We start from the raw sequence: 14483 nt of genomic DNA on the forward strand, positions 1-14483 counted from the left end.
TCCGAGCGGCCGAGACTCGCGATTTCGTCGCATCCGCTTCGGCCACTCGAACGCGATCCGGGCCGCGAATGGCGCTCGTAGGACTCGCGCCCGTGGTGGGCGGGTTGGTGTGGCCCGTGACCGGTATCGAGCGCCGGACGGACCCAGTCGTATACAGCTTGGCACGGGTGTGGCGATATCGGTTTCCTCTCGCCGAATATGTCTCACTACGATGGACCCGCACCTGGTCACACCGCGCCGGTGCCAGAGTCGTCGAAAGGAACCCCGTGCTGCGCACCCACTTGGCTGGTTCGCTGCGAAGCGAGCATGCCGGTCTGACCGTCACTCTCACCGGCTGGGTGGCGCGGCGGCGTGACCACGGTGGGGTGATCTTCATCGATCTGCGCGACGCGTCCGGCGTGGCCCAGGCGGTTTTCCGCGAGGGCGCACCGGCCGAGCAGGCGCACCGGCTGCGCGCCGAGTATTGCGTGCGCGTCACCGGCACCGTGGAACCGCGGCCGAGCGGCAACGAGAACCCCGAGCTGCCGACCGGCACCATCGAGGTGAACGTCACCGAGCTCGAGGTGCTGAACGAGAGCGCCCCGCTGCCGTTCCAGCTGGACGAGCAGCCCGGCGAGGAGGCGCGCCTCAAGCATCGCTACCTGGACCTGCGCCGTGAGGCGCCTGCGCACGCCATCCGGTTGCGGTCGAGGATCAACGCCGCCGCCCGCGAGGTGCTGGCTCGCCACGAGTTCGTCGAGGTCGAGACGCCCACGCTGACCCGCTCCACCCCGGAAGGCGCGCGTGACTTCCTTGTGCCCGCACGTCTGCAGCCGGGCAATTTCTACGCGTTGCCGCAAAGCCCGCAGCTGTTCAAGCAGTTGCTCATGGTCGGCGGCATCGAACGGTACTACCAGATCGCGCGCTGCTACCGCGACGAGGACTTCCGTGCCGACCGTCAGCCGGAGTTCACCCAGCTCGACATCGAGATGAGTTTCGTGCGCCAGGAGGACGTGATCCTGCTGGCCGAGGAGATACTCGTCGCGCTGTGGAAGCTGGTCGGCTACGAGATCCCCACGCCGATCCCGCACATGACCTACGCCGAGGCCATGCGCCGCTTCGGTACCGACAAGCCCGACCTGCGTTTCGGTGTCGAGATCACCGAGTGCACCGAGTTCTTCAAGGACACGCCGTTCCGGGTTTTCCAGGCGCTCTACGTCGGCGCGGTCGTCATGCCCGGCGGTGCGAGCCAGCCGCGGCGCCAGCTCGACGCCTGGCAGGAGTGGGCCAAGCAGCGCGGCGCCAAGGGGCTGGCCTATGTCCTGGTGAACGAAGACGGCACGCTGGGCGGCCCGGTCGCCAAGAACCTCAGCGACGCCGAGCGCGATGGCCTGGCCAAGCACGTCGGCGCGGTGCCGGGCGACTGCGTGTTCTTCGCGGCCGGTGCGGCCAAGGCGCAGCGCGGGCTGCTGGGCGCGGCACGCGTCGAGATCGCCCGCAAGGTCGGCCTGATCGACGAGGACGCCTGGTCGTTCGTGTGGATCGTGGACGCGCCGCTGTTCGAGCCCACCGCCGAGGCGACCGCGAGTGGCGATGTGGCCGTGGGCCATTCCGCGTGGACCGCCGTGCACCACGCGTTCACCTCGCCGAAACCCGAGTCCTTGGACACCTTCGACATCGAGCCGGACTCCGCGCTCGCCTATGCCTACGACATCGTCTGCAACGGCAACGAGATCGGTGGCGGTTCGATCCGTATCCACCGACGTGACGTGCAGGAACGTGTATTCAAGGTGATGGGCATCAGCCACGAGGAGGCGCAGGAGAAGTTCGGCTTCCTGCTGGACGCCTTCGCCTTCGGCGCCCCGCCGCACGGCGGCATCGCGTTCGGCTGGGACCGGGTCACCGCGCTGCTGGCGGGGGAGGACTCGATCCGCGAGGTCATCGCCTTCCCGAAGACCGGCGGCGGCGTCGACCCGTTGACCGACGCGCCGGCGCCGATCACCGAGCTGCAGCGCAAAGAAGCGGGCCTCGACGTCAAGCCGGGGCAGCAGAAGGACTAGGACTCCACGACCGCGCAGGCGCGGCGGGCATGCGGTCCGGTGACCGCGATGTCCGCCGCGATGCCGGCGGCGGATTCCCTTTTGCCGCAGTGACTTCGGCGGCCAGGCCGGTCCGTGGAGCGGCGGGGATGCGCTCACCGGTCGACAGTGAGCGCCCGGTTCACAGTGCGGCGACCGTGCCGCCGGTGAGCGTGCGGTAGGCGTAGGTCACGGCGATGGTGGCGACCGGGCCCGCGATCAGCAGGCCGAGACCGCACAGCAGCAGCCCGAGGAAGGTCACCACCAGCACCGCCAGCGCGAGTAGCAGGACCTGCCAGGCATTGGCGACGACCAGGCTGAAGCTGGACTTCAGCGCCTCGAACGGACCCTGATCCTGATCGACCACGAAGTGCAGCGAGAACATGCACAGCCAGCCGGCGATCAGACCCGGGATCAGGCAGATCGCTGAGCCGAGAAAGGTCAGCAGGAACGCCAGCAGCGCGGTGAGCAGTACGTTCCCCGCGTTCAAGAAGCGGAAGTACGCGCCGAATGGCGGTGGTGTGCCGTCGGTTTCGTACAGCGCGCCGCGCACCATGGCCGACTGCACCAACCACACCCCGGCGATGATCGCCAGGAAGATGAGCAGCAGTGGCAGCATCGTCGTCGGGTCGGTGAGTTGCACGACGAGCGAGAACGTCAGATAGATGACCACGCCCACCGCGGTCACCCCGACCCACGGTCCCGGGTTGGACCGGAACTTCGCCAAGCCGTAACTGAGTGCCCGGCCGACGTCGAGCGTGCCGGGACCGGCTGGAACCTGCTGGTAGCCGTAGACCGGCTGCTGCGGCGGCGCGGCTCCGGACGGCGTCCAGCCCGGCCCGGTGCCCGGTGGGCCGTAGCTGGGGTGCGGTGCGCCCACCGGCGGCGGCGGTTCCAGCGGTTCGCTGCCGTAGTGTGCGGCGCCGGGGCCCTCGAACTGCGGATATCCGGCCGAGCCCGCCATCTCGTGGCGGGCCTGGCCGGTCCCGGGTCCTGGTGTCTGAGGGTCGGCGCTCTCGTGCTGCCCTGGCTGCGCCGCGAAGCGCTGCTCGTCGTCCGGGTGGGCGGCGCCGCCAGCCGATTTCGATGTGGGAGGCGGGGTTTCGGCCATGCGTAGACCTTTCCACTCAACTGGTTTGCGATGTGGCGCAGGACAGTTGACGATGAGAAAACCCGACGGGTGTAAAGGTGTCAAGCGACCGGCCTGCGCCCTCCGACCTTGCCGAAGACACGCCGGGCGACGCGGAAAGGTTGTGTAACCGCTCGCTAGAAGTGACCCGATGCGAGTAACTTGAGAGGCGATGACCGCACTATTGGCCGAACGCGCCGCCGAAGTCGTGTCCGCAGCGCAGCAGTTGCTCACAAAGCGAATGGGTGCTCCGGTAAAGCTGAGCGATCCGATCGAACTCAGCGGTAGTGGTAGGACGACGGTCCTGCGTGTGCGTGTATCGGAGAACGCCTTCTCGTTGCCGCGAACCCTGATCATCAAGCAGGTCCGCGGGGCCGCGCAGGATCGCCGGACCGGCGGCTTGGCGCCAGGCGTCGCCAGTATCGACTCCGCGTTTCTCCGTGAGGCCGTCTCGTATCAGTTCACCACCGCACTCAGCCGGGAACAGCGGCCGGGTGCGTACCTGATCGCCCACAGCCTCCCCGACCGGCTGCTGATCCTCAGCGACCTCGGCGAGAACTCCCTGCTCACCGCCGTGCTGCAGTCCGGAGCCGAGCCGGCCACCCGCAACGCGCTGATGGCGTTCGCGCAGGCGCTGGGCCGGATGCACGCCGCGACCGTCGGCCGCGAGGCGGACTTCGTCGCCCTGCTGCGCCGGGTCGAGGTGGTACACCGGGTGGACGGCATTGCGCAGCAGGCCGAGACGGCGATCGCCGAGGTGCCCGGCATGCTGCAGCGCGAACTGGGCATCGAGGTACCCGGGGAGATCGCCGAGCGGATCGTGCGCGGCAATCGCCTGTACTCCGCGGGCCGCTTCCGCGCGTTCAGCCCGTCGGACCTGTGCCCGGACAACGTGATCTTGAACGAGGAGGGCGCTCGCTTCCTCGACTACGAGTGGGGCGGATTCCGCGACGCCACCCTGGACATCGCCTACGCGCTGGTGTCCTTCCCCGGCTGCCTGTGCGATGTCGAGCTCTCCCGCGAGCGCGCCAGGCAGATGGTGGAGGCATGGCGCTCCGAGGTGGTTGGTGTGTGGCCCGCGCTGGCCGACGACGAACTGCTCGACGAGCGCATCCTCGAAGCCCGACTGATCTGGGTGTGGCTGTCGACCTACTGGTTCCTGCCCGCCGATCACACGCGCATCGCGGCCGCTCGCGAGCACGGGCTGTCGGTGCCGCGCTCGGCGGCCCTGATCAACCGCTGGGCCGCGCTCGCCGAGGACGCCAGGTGCACGGGCGACGACATCATCGGCGACTTCGCCGAGGACGTCTCGGCGATGCTGGAAGAGCGCTGGTCGGAGTAGGTCCGAACCACCACTCGCCGCAATGGCAAGGCCAACCGTCATCCAGCTGGGGACTGCCCGTCAGCTGAGCGGGGTCTGCCGGGGCTCGATCCGGCCGCCCGAGCGGACGGCGAATGAAGCGCCATGGCGCACCGCGGAATTCGGGTCGGTCACGTTCAGCAGGTAGTACCAGTCCATCTGCGCGTGGTCCGCGGTGATCTCCAGCACGCCATATCCGTGCGAATCCAACTCGGCATAGCGCAGATGGTGGTTGACCGACTTGATCGATTCGGCGACCGGCGCGGTGTTCGCCCGCACCATGTCGCCGATGCTGGTCGAGGTCACCGACGGCACGACGAACTCGGCGCCCGCCGTGGCGCCACCCGGATAGTTCGCCGCGTCCACGGGCAGGTCCGCGGCCCACGAGGAATGGATGTCGCCGGTGAGGAAGACCACGTCGGAGATCTGCTGCGCGACGATCGCGTGGAACAGGCGGGCGCGATCGGCGGTGTAGCCGTCCCACTGGTCGCCGTTGGGTGCCAGGCCGGACTGCGGAATGCCCAAGGTACTGGTGATCGCCGCCGTAGTGGCCGGTTCCAGCGGCGGGAAGACCAGCGGGGCGATCATCACCGAGTTGCCGACCAGCTTCCACCGCACCGGCGCCGAGGCCAAGCCGGCGGTCAGCCACTCCATCTGAGCCTTGCCGGTGAGCGTGCGCGCCGGGTTGTCGGCTTCGCGCCAGCCCGCTCCCGGCTTCGCCTCTTGGTCGCGATAGCTGCGCAAATCCAGCATGGCGAGTTCGGCCAGGGTGCCGAAGCGCAGCCTGCGGTAGATGCGCGCCTGCGCGCCGGAACCGGCGGCCCGGACCGGCATCCACTCCAAGTAGGCCTGCACGGACGCGGCTCGCCGGTCCGCCCAGCTGCCCTCGGTCGCGGGGTCGTGGTTGTTCGCGCCGCCGGACCAGGAGTTGTTCGCCGACTCGTGATCGTCCCAGGTGCACACGAACGGCACCGCCGCGTGCAGGTCGAGCAGATCGGGATCGGTCTTGTACTGCGCATGGCGGATGCGGTAATCGGCCAGGCTGACGATTTCGCCGGCCGGGTCGTGCGCTCGCACCGTGCCGTTGCGGCCGCCGTAATCGCCGCGGCCGTACTCGTAGATGTAGTCGCCCAGGTGCACGATCGCGTCCAAGTCGGAACGCGCGGCCAGATGACAGTAGGCGCCGAAGTATCCGGCCTCCCAGTTCGAGCACGAGACCACGCCGAACCGGAGGCGTTCGGGGGAATCCGCGGCGGCGGGCGCGGTCTTCGTGCGGCCGACCGGCGAAGTGGCACCGAGCGCGCTGAAGCGGTAGAAGTACTCGGCCCCCGGCGCGAGACCCGAGACGTCGATCTTGACGGTGTGATCGGAATCCGCGGTCGCCGTCGCGGTGCCGGAGGCGGTGACCGCGGCGAACCGGTCGTCCGCGGCGATCTCCCACCGCACGCTCGCCGGGGCGCCGAGGCCGGAGCCGGGCGTCGCGGCGTCGGAGACGGTGACGCGGGTCCAGATGATCACACCGTCCGGGAGCGGATCGCCCGAGGCCACGCCGTGGCGGAACACCGGTGTCCCGGCGCCCGCCCGTCCGGCGCCGAAGACCGCGGTGGCGGTGGCTGCCGCCGCGCCACCGCGAAGGAGGGTGCGGCGAGCGAAACCCCCGAGGGACACGAGATCTGAAACGTGCACGTTTTCAGTCACGGGTGTTGATCACATCCGAAGTACCCGCGACACGCAACTCGGCCCGCGGAACGGGGGCCGCAGCCGCACGGCGACTCGAGCTGCCATGGTGCTCGGGAAGGGCATGCGGTGCTGTCGGTGCGGCTCGGTAACGTACTTTTCGTGAGCGAGCGGCAGCGAGTGAACCGAGGACACGGCGCGCATTCGCGCACGACGGAGCCGAGCGCCAGCGAGGCGCAGTCGTGAGCGATGGCTTGTTCGACGTGCCTGGGGCCGCGGTGCCTCCGGAGCATTCCATCGACACGGTTGTGCGCAGGGACGCGGGTGCGCCGCTGGCGGTCCGCATGCGTCCCGCCACGCTGGAGGACGTGGTCGGGCAGCAGCATCTGCTCGGTCCCGGCTCTCCGCTGCGCAGGCTGATCGAGGGCTCCGGCGCGGCATCGGTGCTGCTGTACGGCCCGCCCGGCACCGGGAAGACCACTCTCGCCGCGCTCATCTCACAGGCGACCGGCCGTCGTTTCGACGCGTTGTCGGCGCTCTCGGCCGGCGTCAAGGAGGTTCGCGCGGTCATCGATATGGCGCGTCGCAGGTTGTCGGCGGGCGAGCAGACCGTGTTGTTCATCGATGAAGTGCACCGTTTCTCCAAGACCCAGCAGGACGCGCTGCTCGCCGCGGTGGAGAACCGGATCGTCCTGCTGGTCGGCGCGACCACCGAGAATCCATCGTTCTCGGTGGTGTCGCCGCTGCTGTCGCGCTCGCTGGTGTTGCAACTGCGCTCGCTCACCGAAGCCGATATCCGCGTGGTGCTCACCCGCGCGATCACCGACCCGCGCGGGCTCGACGGCCAGTACACCGTTACCGACGCCGCGCTCGACCACATCGTCCGGATCGCGGGCGGTGACGCCCGGCGGGCGCTGACCGCCCTGGAAGCCTCGGCCGAATCCTCGCTCGACGGCACCGTCGACGTGGACCTGGTCGAGGCCAGCGTGGACAAGGCCGCGGTCCGCTACGACCGCGCCGGCGACCAGCATTACGACGTGATCAGCGCGTTCATCAAGTCCATCCGCGGCTCGGACGTCGACGCCGCGCTGCACTACCTCGCCCGGATGCTGAGCGCGGGCGAGGACCCCCGATTCATCGCGCGCAGGCTGATGATCCACGCGAGCGAGGACATCGGCATGGCCGATCCGATGGCGTTGCAGACGGCCACCGCCGCCGCGCAGGTGGTGCAGATGGTCGGGTTGCCCGAGGGGCGTCTCGCCCTGGCACAAGCGACGATCCACCTGGCGACGGCCCCGAAGTCCGGCGCGGTGGTGGCGGCGATCGGCGCGGCCATCGCCGACGTCGCGGCGGGGAAGGCGGGCGCGGTCCCGCCGCACCTGCGCGACGGCCACTACCCGGGCGCGGCCGCGCTCGGTAACGCCCAGGGCTACCAGTACCCGCACGACGACAAAGACGGCGTCCTCGCCCAGCAGTACCCGCCCGACGAACTGGTCGGCGTCGACTACTACCAGCCGACGGATCACGGCCACGAACGCGAGATCGGCCCCCGCGTACAGAAACTCCGCCGGATCGTCCGGGGTACGTGAGGTCGTGTAGCCGCGCGGCGGGGTAGCCGAATACGTCTGATTCCCACATCGAGCTGCCCGATCCGGTCGGGGTCTCCTTCGACACCGAGCCGCTGCAGGGCTGGGTTCGCTGAGCGGTTATGCGAACGCGCCGCGCCCGGGCGATGAATATTCGCGTGCACCGCACCGGTAGGCTGGATATTTGTGCAGACCCACGAGATCCGACGGCGTTTCCTGGACCATTTCCTCCGTGCCGGCCATACCGAGGTGCCGAGTGCCTCGCTGATCCTGGCCGACCCGAACCTGCTGTTCGTCAACGCAGGCATGGTCCAGTTCAAGCCGTACTTCCTGGGTCAGGAGGCGCCGCCCTACGCGCGGGCGACCAGCGTGCAGAAATGCGTGCGCACCGGCGACATCGAAGAGGTCGGCGTCACGACGCGGCACAACACGTTCTTCCAGATGGCGGGGAATTTCTCCTTCGGTGACTACTTCAAGGAGGGGGCGATCACCCTCGCCTGGGAGCTGATCTCCAAGCCGCAGGACGAAGGCGGTTACGGATTCGATCCCGAGCGGATCTGGGTGACCGTGTACCAGGACGACCCGGAGACAGCCGAGATCTGGAAGCGGGTCGCGGGCATTCCCGCGCAGCGCATCCAGTTCCGCGACGGCAAGGACAACTACTGGGACATGGGCGTGCCCGGCCCGGGTGGTCCGTGCTCGGAGATCTACTACGACCGCGGACCCGAGCACGGCCGCGACGGCGGCCCGGTCGCCGACGAGGACCGCTACCTCGAGATCTGGAATCTCGTCTTCATGCAGGACGTCCGCGGCGAGCTGAGCCCGAAGCTGGGGTACCCGCCGGTCGGGTCGCTGCCGAAGAAGAACATCGACACCGGTATGGGCGTCGAGCGGATCGCCTTGCTGCTGCAAGGCGTGGACAACGTCTACGAGACCGACCTGCTGCGCCCGATCATCGACAAGGCCGAGGAGCTGACCGGTCGCTCCTACGGCGTGCAGCACGAGGACGACGTGCGCTTCCGCGTGATCGCCGACCACGCCCGCACCGCCGCCATGCTGATCTCCGACGGTGTCAACCCGGGCAACGACGGCCGGGGCTACGTGCTGCGCCGCCTGCTGCGCCGCATTGTGCGCTCCGCCCGGCTGCTCGGCGCCGAGAAGCCGGTGATGAGCGAGTTCATGAAGGTCGTGAGCGATCTGATGGCCCCCTCGTACCCGGAGCTGGCCACCGACTTCCGCCGCATCGAGACCGTCGCGGTCGGCGAGGAGACGGCGTTCCTCAAGACGCTGAACACCGGCTCCACCCTGTTCGACAACACCGCCGTCGCGGTCAAGGCCAAGGGCGGCACGACGATCGCCGGGTCGGACGCATTCACCCTGCACGACACCTACGGTTTCCCGATCGATCTGACCCTGGAGATGGCCGCTGAGGCCGGACTGTCGGTCGACGAGGAGGGTTTCCGCTCGCTCATGGCCGAGCAGCGCCAGCGTGCCAAGGAGGACGCCCAGGCCCGCAAGCACGCGCACGCGGACCTCACGATCTACAAGGAGCTGGTCGACCGCGGCGCCACCGAATTCACCGGTTTCGACGAGCTCACCTCCGAAACCACCGTGCTCGCGCTGATCGCCGACGGCGTGCGGGTACCGACCGCGACCACGGGCCAGGACGTCGAGGTGATCCTGGACCGCAGCCCGCTCTACGCCGAGTCCGGCGGCCAGATCGCCGACCGCGGCTCCATCACCGCTTCCTCCGGTCTGAAGCTGCGCGTGAACGACGTGCAGAAGATCGCCAAGAAGCTGTGGGTGCACAAGACCACGGTGGAACACGGCCAGATCACCGAGGGCGACGTCGTCCTCGCGCAGGCCGACCCGGCCTGGCGGCGCGGGGCCACCCAGGGGCACTCCGGCACGCATATGGTGCATGCCGCTCTGCGGCAGGTGCTCGGCCCGAACGCGGTGCAGGCGGGCTCGCTGAACAAGCCGGGCTACTTGCGCTTCGACTTCAACTGGCAGGGCCAGCTGTCCGAACAGCAGAAGGCCGACATCGAGGCCGTGTCCAACGACGCGGTCGGCGCCGACTTCCCGGTGAACACCTTCGTGACCGACCTGCCGAAGGCCAAGCAGATGGGCGCGCTCGCCCTGTTCGGCGAGAACTACGGCAACGAGGTCCGCGTGGTGGAGATCGGTGGCCCGTTCTCCATGGAGCTGTGCGGTGGTACGCACGTGCAGCATTCCTCGCAGATCGGCCCGATCACGGTGCTCGGCGAGTCGTCGGTCGGCTCCGGCGTGCGCCGTGTCGAGGCGTTCGTCGGCCTGGACTCCTACAAGTACCTGGCCAAGGAGCGTGCCCTGCTGGCCGGTATCGCCTCCGCGCTGAAGGTGCCCTCGGAAGAGGTGCCCGGGCGCGTCGAGCAGTTGGTGGAGCGGCTCAAGGCGGCCGAGAAGGAACTCGAGCGCACCAAGATGGCCGCGGTTCTCTCCTCGGCGGGCAAGTTCGCCGACGAGGCCGAGCGGATCGGTCGCCTGCTGCTGGTCGCCGTGGCCGCGCCGGAAGGGGTGCCCGCGGGCGATCTGCGGAGCCTGGCCACCGATATCCGCGGCCGGTTCGGTAGCGAGCCCGCCGTGGTGGTGCTGCTCGGCAACACCGACGGCAAGGTGCCGTTCGTGGTCGCCGTGAACAAGCCCGCCCAGGAACTCGGCATCAAAGCAGGGGATCTGGTCGGTAGCTTCGGCCCGAGCATCGCCGGGCGGGGCGGCGGCAAGCCGGAGATGGCCCAGGGCGCCGGATCGGATCCCGCGGGCATTCCGGCGGGCCTGGCCGCGGTTCGCGCGCGGGTGGCCGAACTAGCCGGGTGATGGGGGAGCCCGAAGAACCGGAGAGGTCGGCGCGCCGCGGCGCCGACCGGCCCGACGCCGCCACCGATCCCGGTCGAGGCAGGCGGATCGGTGTCGACGTCGGCAGTGTCCGGATCGGGGTCGCCGCGTGCGATCCCGACGGCATTCTCGCCACGCCGGTGGAGACCGTGCCGCGGGCGAAACAGCGGCAACGCACCGCCTCCGCACCCGATATCGGAAGAATTGCCGAAATTGTGCGAGAGTACGAAGCCGTCGAGGTAATCGTTGGATTACCGCGAACATTGCGCGGGGAGAAGGGCACTGCCGCTACGCTGGCGACCGCATTCGCTGAAAGATTGCGAGCCGCCGTCGCGCCGGTGCCGGTCCGGCTTTCCGACGAACGTTTGACTACGGTGTCAGCTGCACGTGCATTGCGGGACAGTGGAGTTCGCGCGCGTGGCCAGCGGCAGGTGATCGATCAGGCGGCGGCCGTGTCGATCCTGCAAGGATGGTTGGACGAACGGAGTGCGGTGTTGAGGTCGGTGGAAACGGGACGTTCTGCGTCGTCTGGAGACGATGTATGACGGATCGGTGGGCGCGGGCCGAGGAACTGTTCCGACAGCGCGAAGCTGATCGGCGTTACCGCAGAGACGACCAGGCCTGGGCCGCGCACGAGGACGACGCGTACGACGACTACGACGACGACACCGCTGTCATCCCGCGGTACGTGGATGACGACGACGAGCCACCCGCTCCGCCACCGCCCGCCCCGCGGCGTGGCGGGCAGCGCCCGAGGGCCGCTCGGCAGGAGACGCCGCGCCGCCCCAAGCGCGTCCAGCCGGAGCGCACCTCCCGGCCGCGGCGCGGCAGGCGTTCCCGCGCCGCCTCGCGCAAGGCCGTCGAGCGTAAGCGGCGGCGCAGGAACCTATGGATCGTCGCCGGCGTCTTCGTACTCCTGTTCGCCGGCGCCGCGACCTTCGCGGGGATGAAGCTCGTCGACAGCCTCGGCGCCCCGGACGACTACGCCGGTCCGGCCGGACCGCTGGTGGTGGTGCAGGTGCACCCTGGCGACACCGCCCAGCAGATCGCCTCGACCATGGTCGAACGGGGTGTGGTCGCGAGCACGGGCGCGTTCTACGAAGCGGCCGTGCGCAATTCGAGCATGAGCACGGTGCAGCCCGGCTTCTACGCCATCCCCAGTCGGAGCCCCGCCGCGGAGGCGGTGTCGGCCCTGGTCGGCAAGCAGTCGAGGGTCGGGAACCTGGTCGTCTCCGAGGGACGGCTGCTGCACGACCAGCACGACATGAGCACCGGTGGGCGATATGACGGCATCTACCGCAAGATCGCGGAGGCCAGCTGCATCGGCACCGGCGCCAACCAGAAGTGCGTGACCTACGAACAGCTCGATGCCGCGGGCGCGAGTCTGGACTTGGCTGCGCTCGGGGTGCCCGCGTGGGCGATGCAGGGTGTCAAGGACTGCCCGGACCGGACGAGGCAGCTGGAAGGCCTCATCGCGGCGGGCACTTGGGATTTCGATCCAAGCGGGACGCCGGAGGAGATCCTGCGGCAATTGGTGACCGCGAGCGCGAAGAGTTATGAATCCACCGGACTGCTGCAGTCCGGTGCCGACACGAAACTGACGCCTTATGAGACGCTGGTCGCCGCCTCGCTGGTGGAACGTGAGGCGAAACCCCAGGACATGGGCAAGGTGGCACGGGTGATCGTGAACCGGCTGCGGGTCGATCAGATGCTGCAGTTCGACTCGACGGTGAACTACACCCTGGATCGCACCGAGGTGGCGACCACCGACGCTGACCGCGCCCAGGAAACCCCCTGGAACACCTATGCGATGCGTGGCCTGCCCCAGACCCCGATCGCCGCGCCGTCGTTGAACGCGTTGCGTGCCATGGAGAATCCCGAGCCGGGGCCGTGGCTGTACTTCGTCACCGTCGACAAGCAGGGCACCACCATGTTCACCGACGACTATCAGGAGCATCTGCGCCTGATCGCACGGGCGCAGCGCAGCGGCATTCTCGACAGTTCCAAGGACAATGGTGGCCGATAGTCGCAAGGCGGCGGTGCTCGGCAAGCCGATCGCGCACTCGCGATCGCCACAACTGCACCTGGCCGCGTATCGCGCGCTCGGGCTGAACTGGAGCTACGAGCGCATCGAATGCTCGGCCGAGCAGTTGCCCGGGTTGGTCGACGGGCTCGGGCCGGAATGGGTCGGCCTCTCGGTGACCATGCCCGGCAAGGAAGCGGCACTGGCCTACGCGGATGCGCGTACCGACCGGGCCGTGCTGGTCGGATCGGCCAACACCTTGGTTCGCACCGAAGCAGGCTGGCTGGCCGACTGCACCGATGTGGACGGTGTGCTCGGCGCGCTCCGCGGCGGCGGTGTCACCGACGTGACCGAGGGCGTGGTGCTGGGTGCGGGCGGCACCGCGCGGCCCGCCCTGCTGGCCTTGTCGGAGCTCGGCGCGAAGTCGGTGACCGTGGTGGCGCGGGACGCCGGACGGGCACGCAGTGCGCTGGAACTTGCCGAGCGGCTGGGAATGATCGCGTCGCTGGCCGGATTCGATGCGCAGTCCCTGCAGGCGATCTGCGCGTCGGCGGGTGCCGTGGTCAGCACCGTCCCCGCCCCAGCGGCTGCAGTCGCCGGCCCTTCGGTGGCCGCCGCCCCGGTGGTCCTGGACGCGATCTACGCCCCCTGGCCGACACCGCTGGCCGAAGCGGTCGCGCGGGCCGGGCACACCGTGGTCAGCGGTCTGCAGATGCTGCTGAACCAGGCATACGGGCAGGTCGAGCTGTTCACCGGGCAGCCTGCGCCGCGCGCGGCGATGGCGGCGGCGCTGGACGAGGGGCAGCGACCCGAAACCTGATACCAGTTCTGCTCGTGGCGGCCATGCTCTTCCGCTGCCGTGACCGCCGTATTATTCTGCTCTCCAACGTATTTCGACGGAGGGGGAGCGTTATGTTCATTCGAATCGGGGTTGCCGCCGCGATGGCGATCGCCGCGTCTGCGTTCGTGTTGGGCGGACAGTCCTCGGCAAAAGCCGATGGCTGCGCATCGGAACAGCCGAGGTGGGGGTTCCAATGCGTATCTTCGGCGTCGAACGTCTCGCTGGCGAGCTGTCTGAAGGACGCGCCGCTCTGGAATGACCAGGCGCAGTGCGTTCAGCGGAATGACGGTAGCGGTAGGTACGACCTCTGGGTTCCGTCCAACTGAGACACCTGTAGCCGTAGGCGCTACCAAAAAACACAGCTATGGTGTTTCGCATGAATGCTTGGGTGTTGCGGGCAATGGTGCTCGGCGCGCTGGTGGTAGCGATGCGTGTCGCGCTCGGGTTCGCGATGGCGTACTGGCCGACGCACGGCGCGCTGATGCGTATTCTCTGCCTGATCGTGCTGGTCGCGGCGATCGTGGCCTGGGGTGTGCTCGACGGTCGCAAGGACCGTGCCACCAGCCCGGACCCGGAACGCGGAGCCGATCTGACCTTGCTGTGGCTGAAAGCCGCTGTCGCGGGTGGTGTCGGCAGCGGTCTGGTCGCCTGGATCCTGGATTGGCTGCCCAGGTTCGATCTCGGTGACAACGGCCTGCTGTTCGAAGTGACGGCGGGCGCGTCGTTCATCATCCTGCTGATCTTCGTGCCCGCGCTGATCGGCGTCGGCATCGGGCGCATGCTCGCCGAGCGGCAGGGCGGCAAGGGCCGGTCGACGCCGCCGTCGGTGTACTCCGCAGCGGGGACCGCAGTCTGAGCCGACGACGAACGGCGCGCCCAGAGTGGGCGCGCCGTTCGTGTATCAGGAGCAGTGCGCGCGGCCGAGCCATGCGCACT

The 14483-nt window shown here is 68.9% G+C and carries 10 protein-coding genes; 8 read left to right on the forward strand and 2 right to left on the reverse strand.

Annotated features, from left to right (window positions below):
• Window positions 1-266: 266 nt before the first annotated feature.
• Window positions 267-2039, forward strand: coding sequence for an aspartate--tRNA ligase (gene aspS, locus AB0M45_RS19800; RefSeq protein WP_364330806.1), 1773 nt, complete (start codon window positions 267-269; stop codon window positions 2037-2039).
• A 160-nt stretch (window positions 2040-2199) separates the two neighbouring features.
• Here aspS and AB0M45_RS19805 read toward each other — a convergent pair whose 3' ends face one another.
• Complete coding sequence (locus AB0M45_RS19805; protein ID WP_364330809.1) at window positions 2200-3168, reverse strand: hypothetical protein; 969 nt, start codon at window positions 3166-3168, stop codon at window positions 2200-2202.
• 190 nt (window positions 3169-3358) lie between these two features.
• Here AB0M45_RS19805 and AB0M45_RS19810 point away from each other — a divergent pair, with 190 nt between their 5' ends.
• Window positions 3359-4528: a kinase gene (locus AB0M45_RS19810; RefSeq protein ID WP_364330812.1), complete on the forward strand. Its 1170-nt coding sequence runs from the start codon at window positions 3359-3361 to the stop codon at window positions 4526-4528.
• 60 nt (window positions 4529-4588) lie between these two features.
• Here the strand turns inward: AB0M45_RS19810 and AB0M45_RS19815 are convergent, their stop codons facing one another.
• A complete protein-coding gene (locus tag AB0M45_RS19815) occupies window positions 4589-6244 on the reverse strand; it encodes an alkaline phosphatase D family protein (protein ID WP_364330815.1) in 1656 nt (551 codons plus the stop codon).
• Between the two features lie 257 nt (window positions 6245-6501).
• On the opposite strand from AB0M45_RS19815, the gene AB0M45_RS19820 reads away from it, so the two are divergent.
• The 6 genes from AB0M45_RS19820 (at window position 6502) to AB0M45_RS19845 (ending at window position 14403) form a co-directional block, all read left to right on the forward strand.
• A complete protein-coding gene (locus tag AB0M45_RS19820) occupies window positions 6502-7812 on the forward strand; it encodes a replication-associated recombination protein A (RefSeq protein ID WP_364330942.1) in 1311 nt (436 codons plus the stop codon).
• Between the two features lie 183 nt (window positions 7813-7995).
• Complete coding sequence (gene alaS / locus AB0M45_RS19825) at window positions 7996-10665, forward strand: alanine--tRNA ligase (protein WP_364330818.1); 2670 nt, start codon at window positions 7996-7998, stop codon at window positions 10663-10665.
• Window positions 10665-11228 carry a Holliday junction resolvase RuvX gene (ruvX, locus tag AB0M45_RS19830; protein ID WP_364330821.1) on the forward strand — a complete coding sequence of 188 codons (564 nt, stop codon included), beginning with the start codon at window positions 10665-10667 and terminating at the stop codon, window positions 11226-11228. Before alaS ends, ruvX begins: the two co-directional genes overlap by 1 nt.
• Window positions 11225-12709 carry an endolytic transglycosylase MltG gene (gene mltG, locus AB0M45_RS19835; RefSeq protein ID WP_364330824.1) on the forward strand — a complete coding sequence of 495 codons (1485 nt, stop codon included), beginning with the start codon at window positions 11225-11227 and terminating at the stop codon, window positions 12707-12709. The genes ruvX and mltG overlap by 4 nt, the downstream gene beginning before the upstream one ends.
• A complete protein-coding gene (locus AB0M45_RS19840) occupies window positions 12696-13526 on the forward strand; it encodes a shikimate dehydrogenase (RefSeq protein WP_364330827.1) in 831 nt (276 codons plus the stop codon). Before mltG ends, AB0M45_RS19840 begins: the two co-directional genes overlap by 14 nt.
• Before the next feature lie 397 nt (window positions 13527-13923).
• Window positions 13924-14403 carry a B-4DMT family transporter gene (locus AB0M45_RS19845; RefSeq protein WP_364330830.1) on the forward strand — a complete coding sequence of 160 codons (480 nt, stop codon included), beginning with the start codon at window positions 13924-13926 and terminating at the stop codon, window positions 14401-14403.
• Window positions 14404-14483 lie beyond the last annotated feature (80 nt).

The sequence above is a fragment of the Nocardia sp. NPDC051787 genome (assembly GCF_040681325.1).
Classification (GTDB): Bacteria; Actinomycetota; Actinomycetes; order Mycobacteriales; family Mycobacteriaceae; genus Nocardia.

Coding starts and splice junctions, on each gene's coding strand:
- AB0M45_RS19805 (WP_364330809.1), bottom strand. CDS start 3,168: ATGGCCGAAACCCCGCCTCCCACATCGAAATCGGCTGGCGGCGCCGCC.
- AB0M45_RS19810 (WP_364330812.1), top strand. CDS start 3,359: ATGACCGCACTATTGGCCGAACGCGCCGCCGAAGTCGTGTCCGCAGCG.
- ruvX (WP_364330821.1), top strand. CDS start 10,665: ATGGGGGAGCCCGAAGAACCGGAGAGGTCGGCGCGCCGCGGCGCCGAC.
- mltG (WP_364330824.1), top strand. CDS start 11,225: ATGACGGATCGGTGGGCGCGGGCCGAGGAACTGTTCCGACAGCGCGAA.
- AB0M45_RS19840 (WP_364330827.1), top strand. CDS start 12,696: ATGGTGGCCGATAGTCGCAAGGCGGCGGTGCTCGGCAAGCCGATCGCG.
- AB0M45_RS19845 (WP_364330830.1), top strand. CDS start 13,924: ATGAATGCTTGGGTGTTGCGGGCAATGGTGCTCGGCGCGCTGGTGGTA.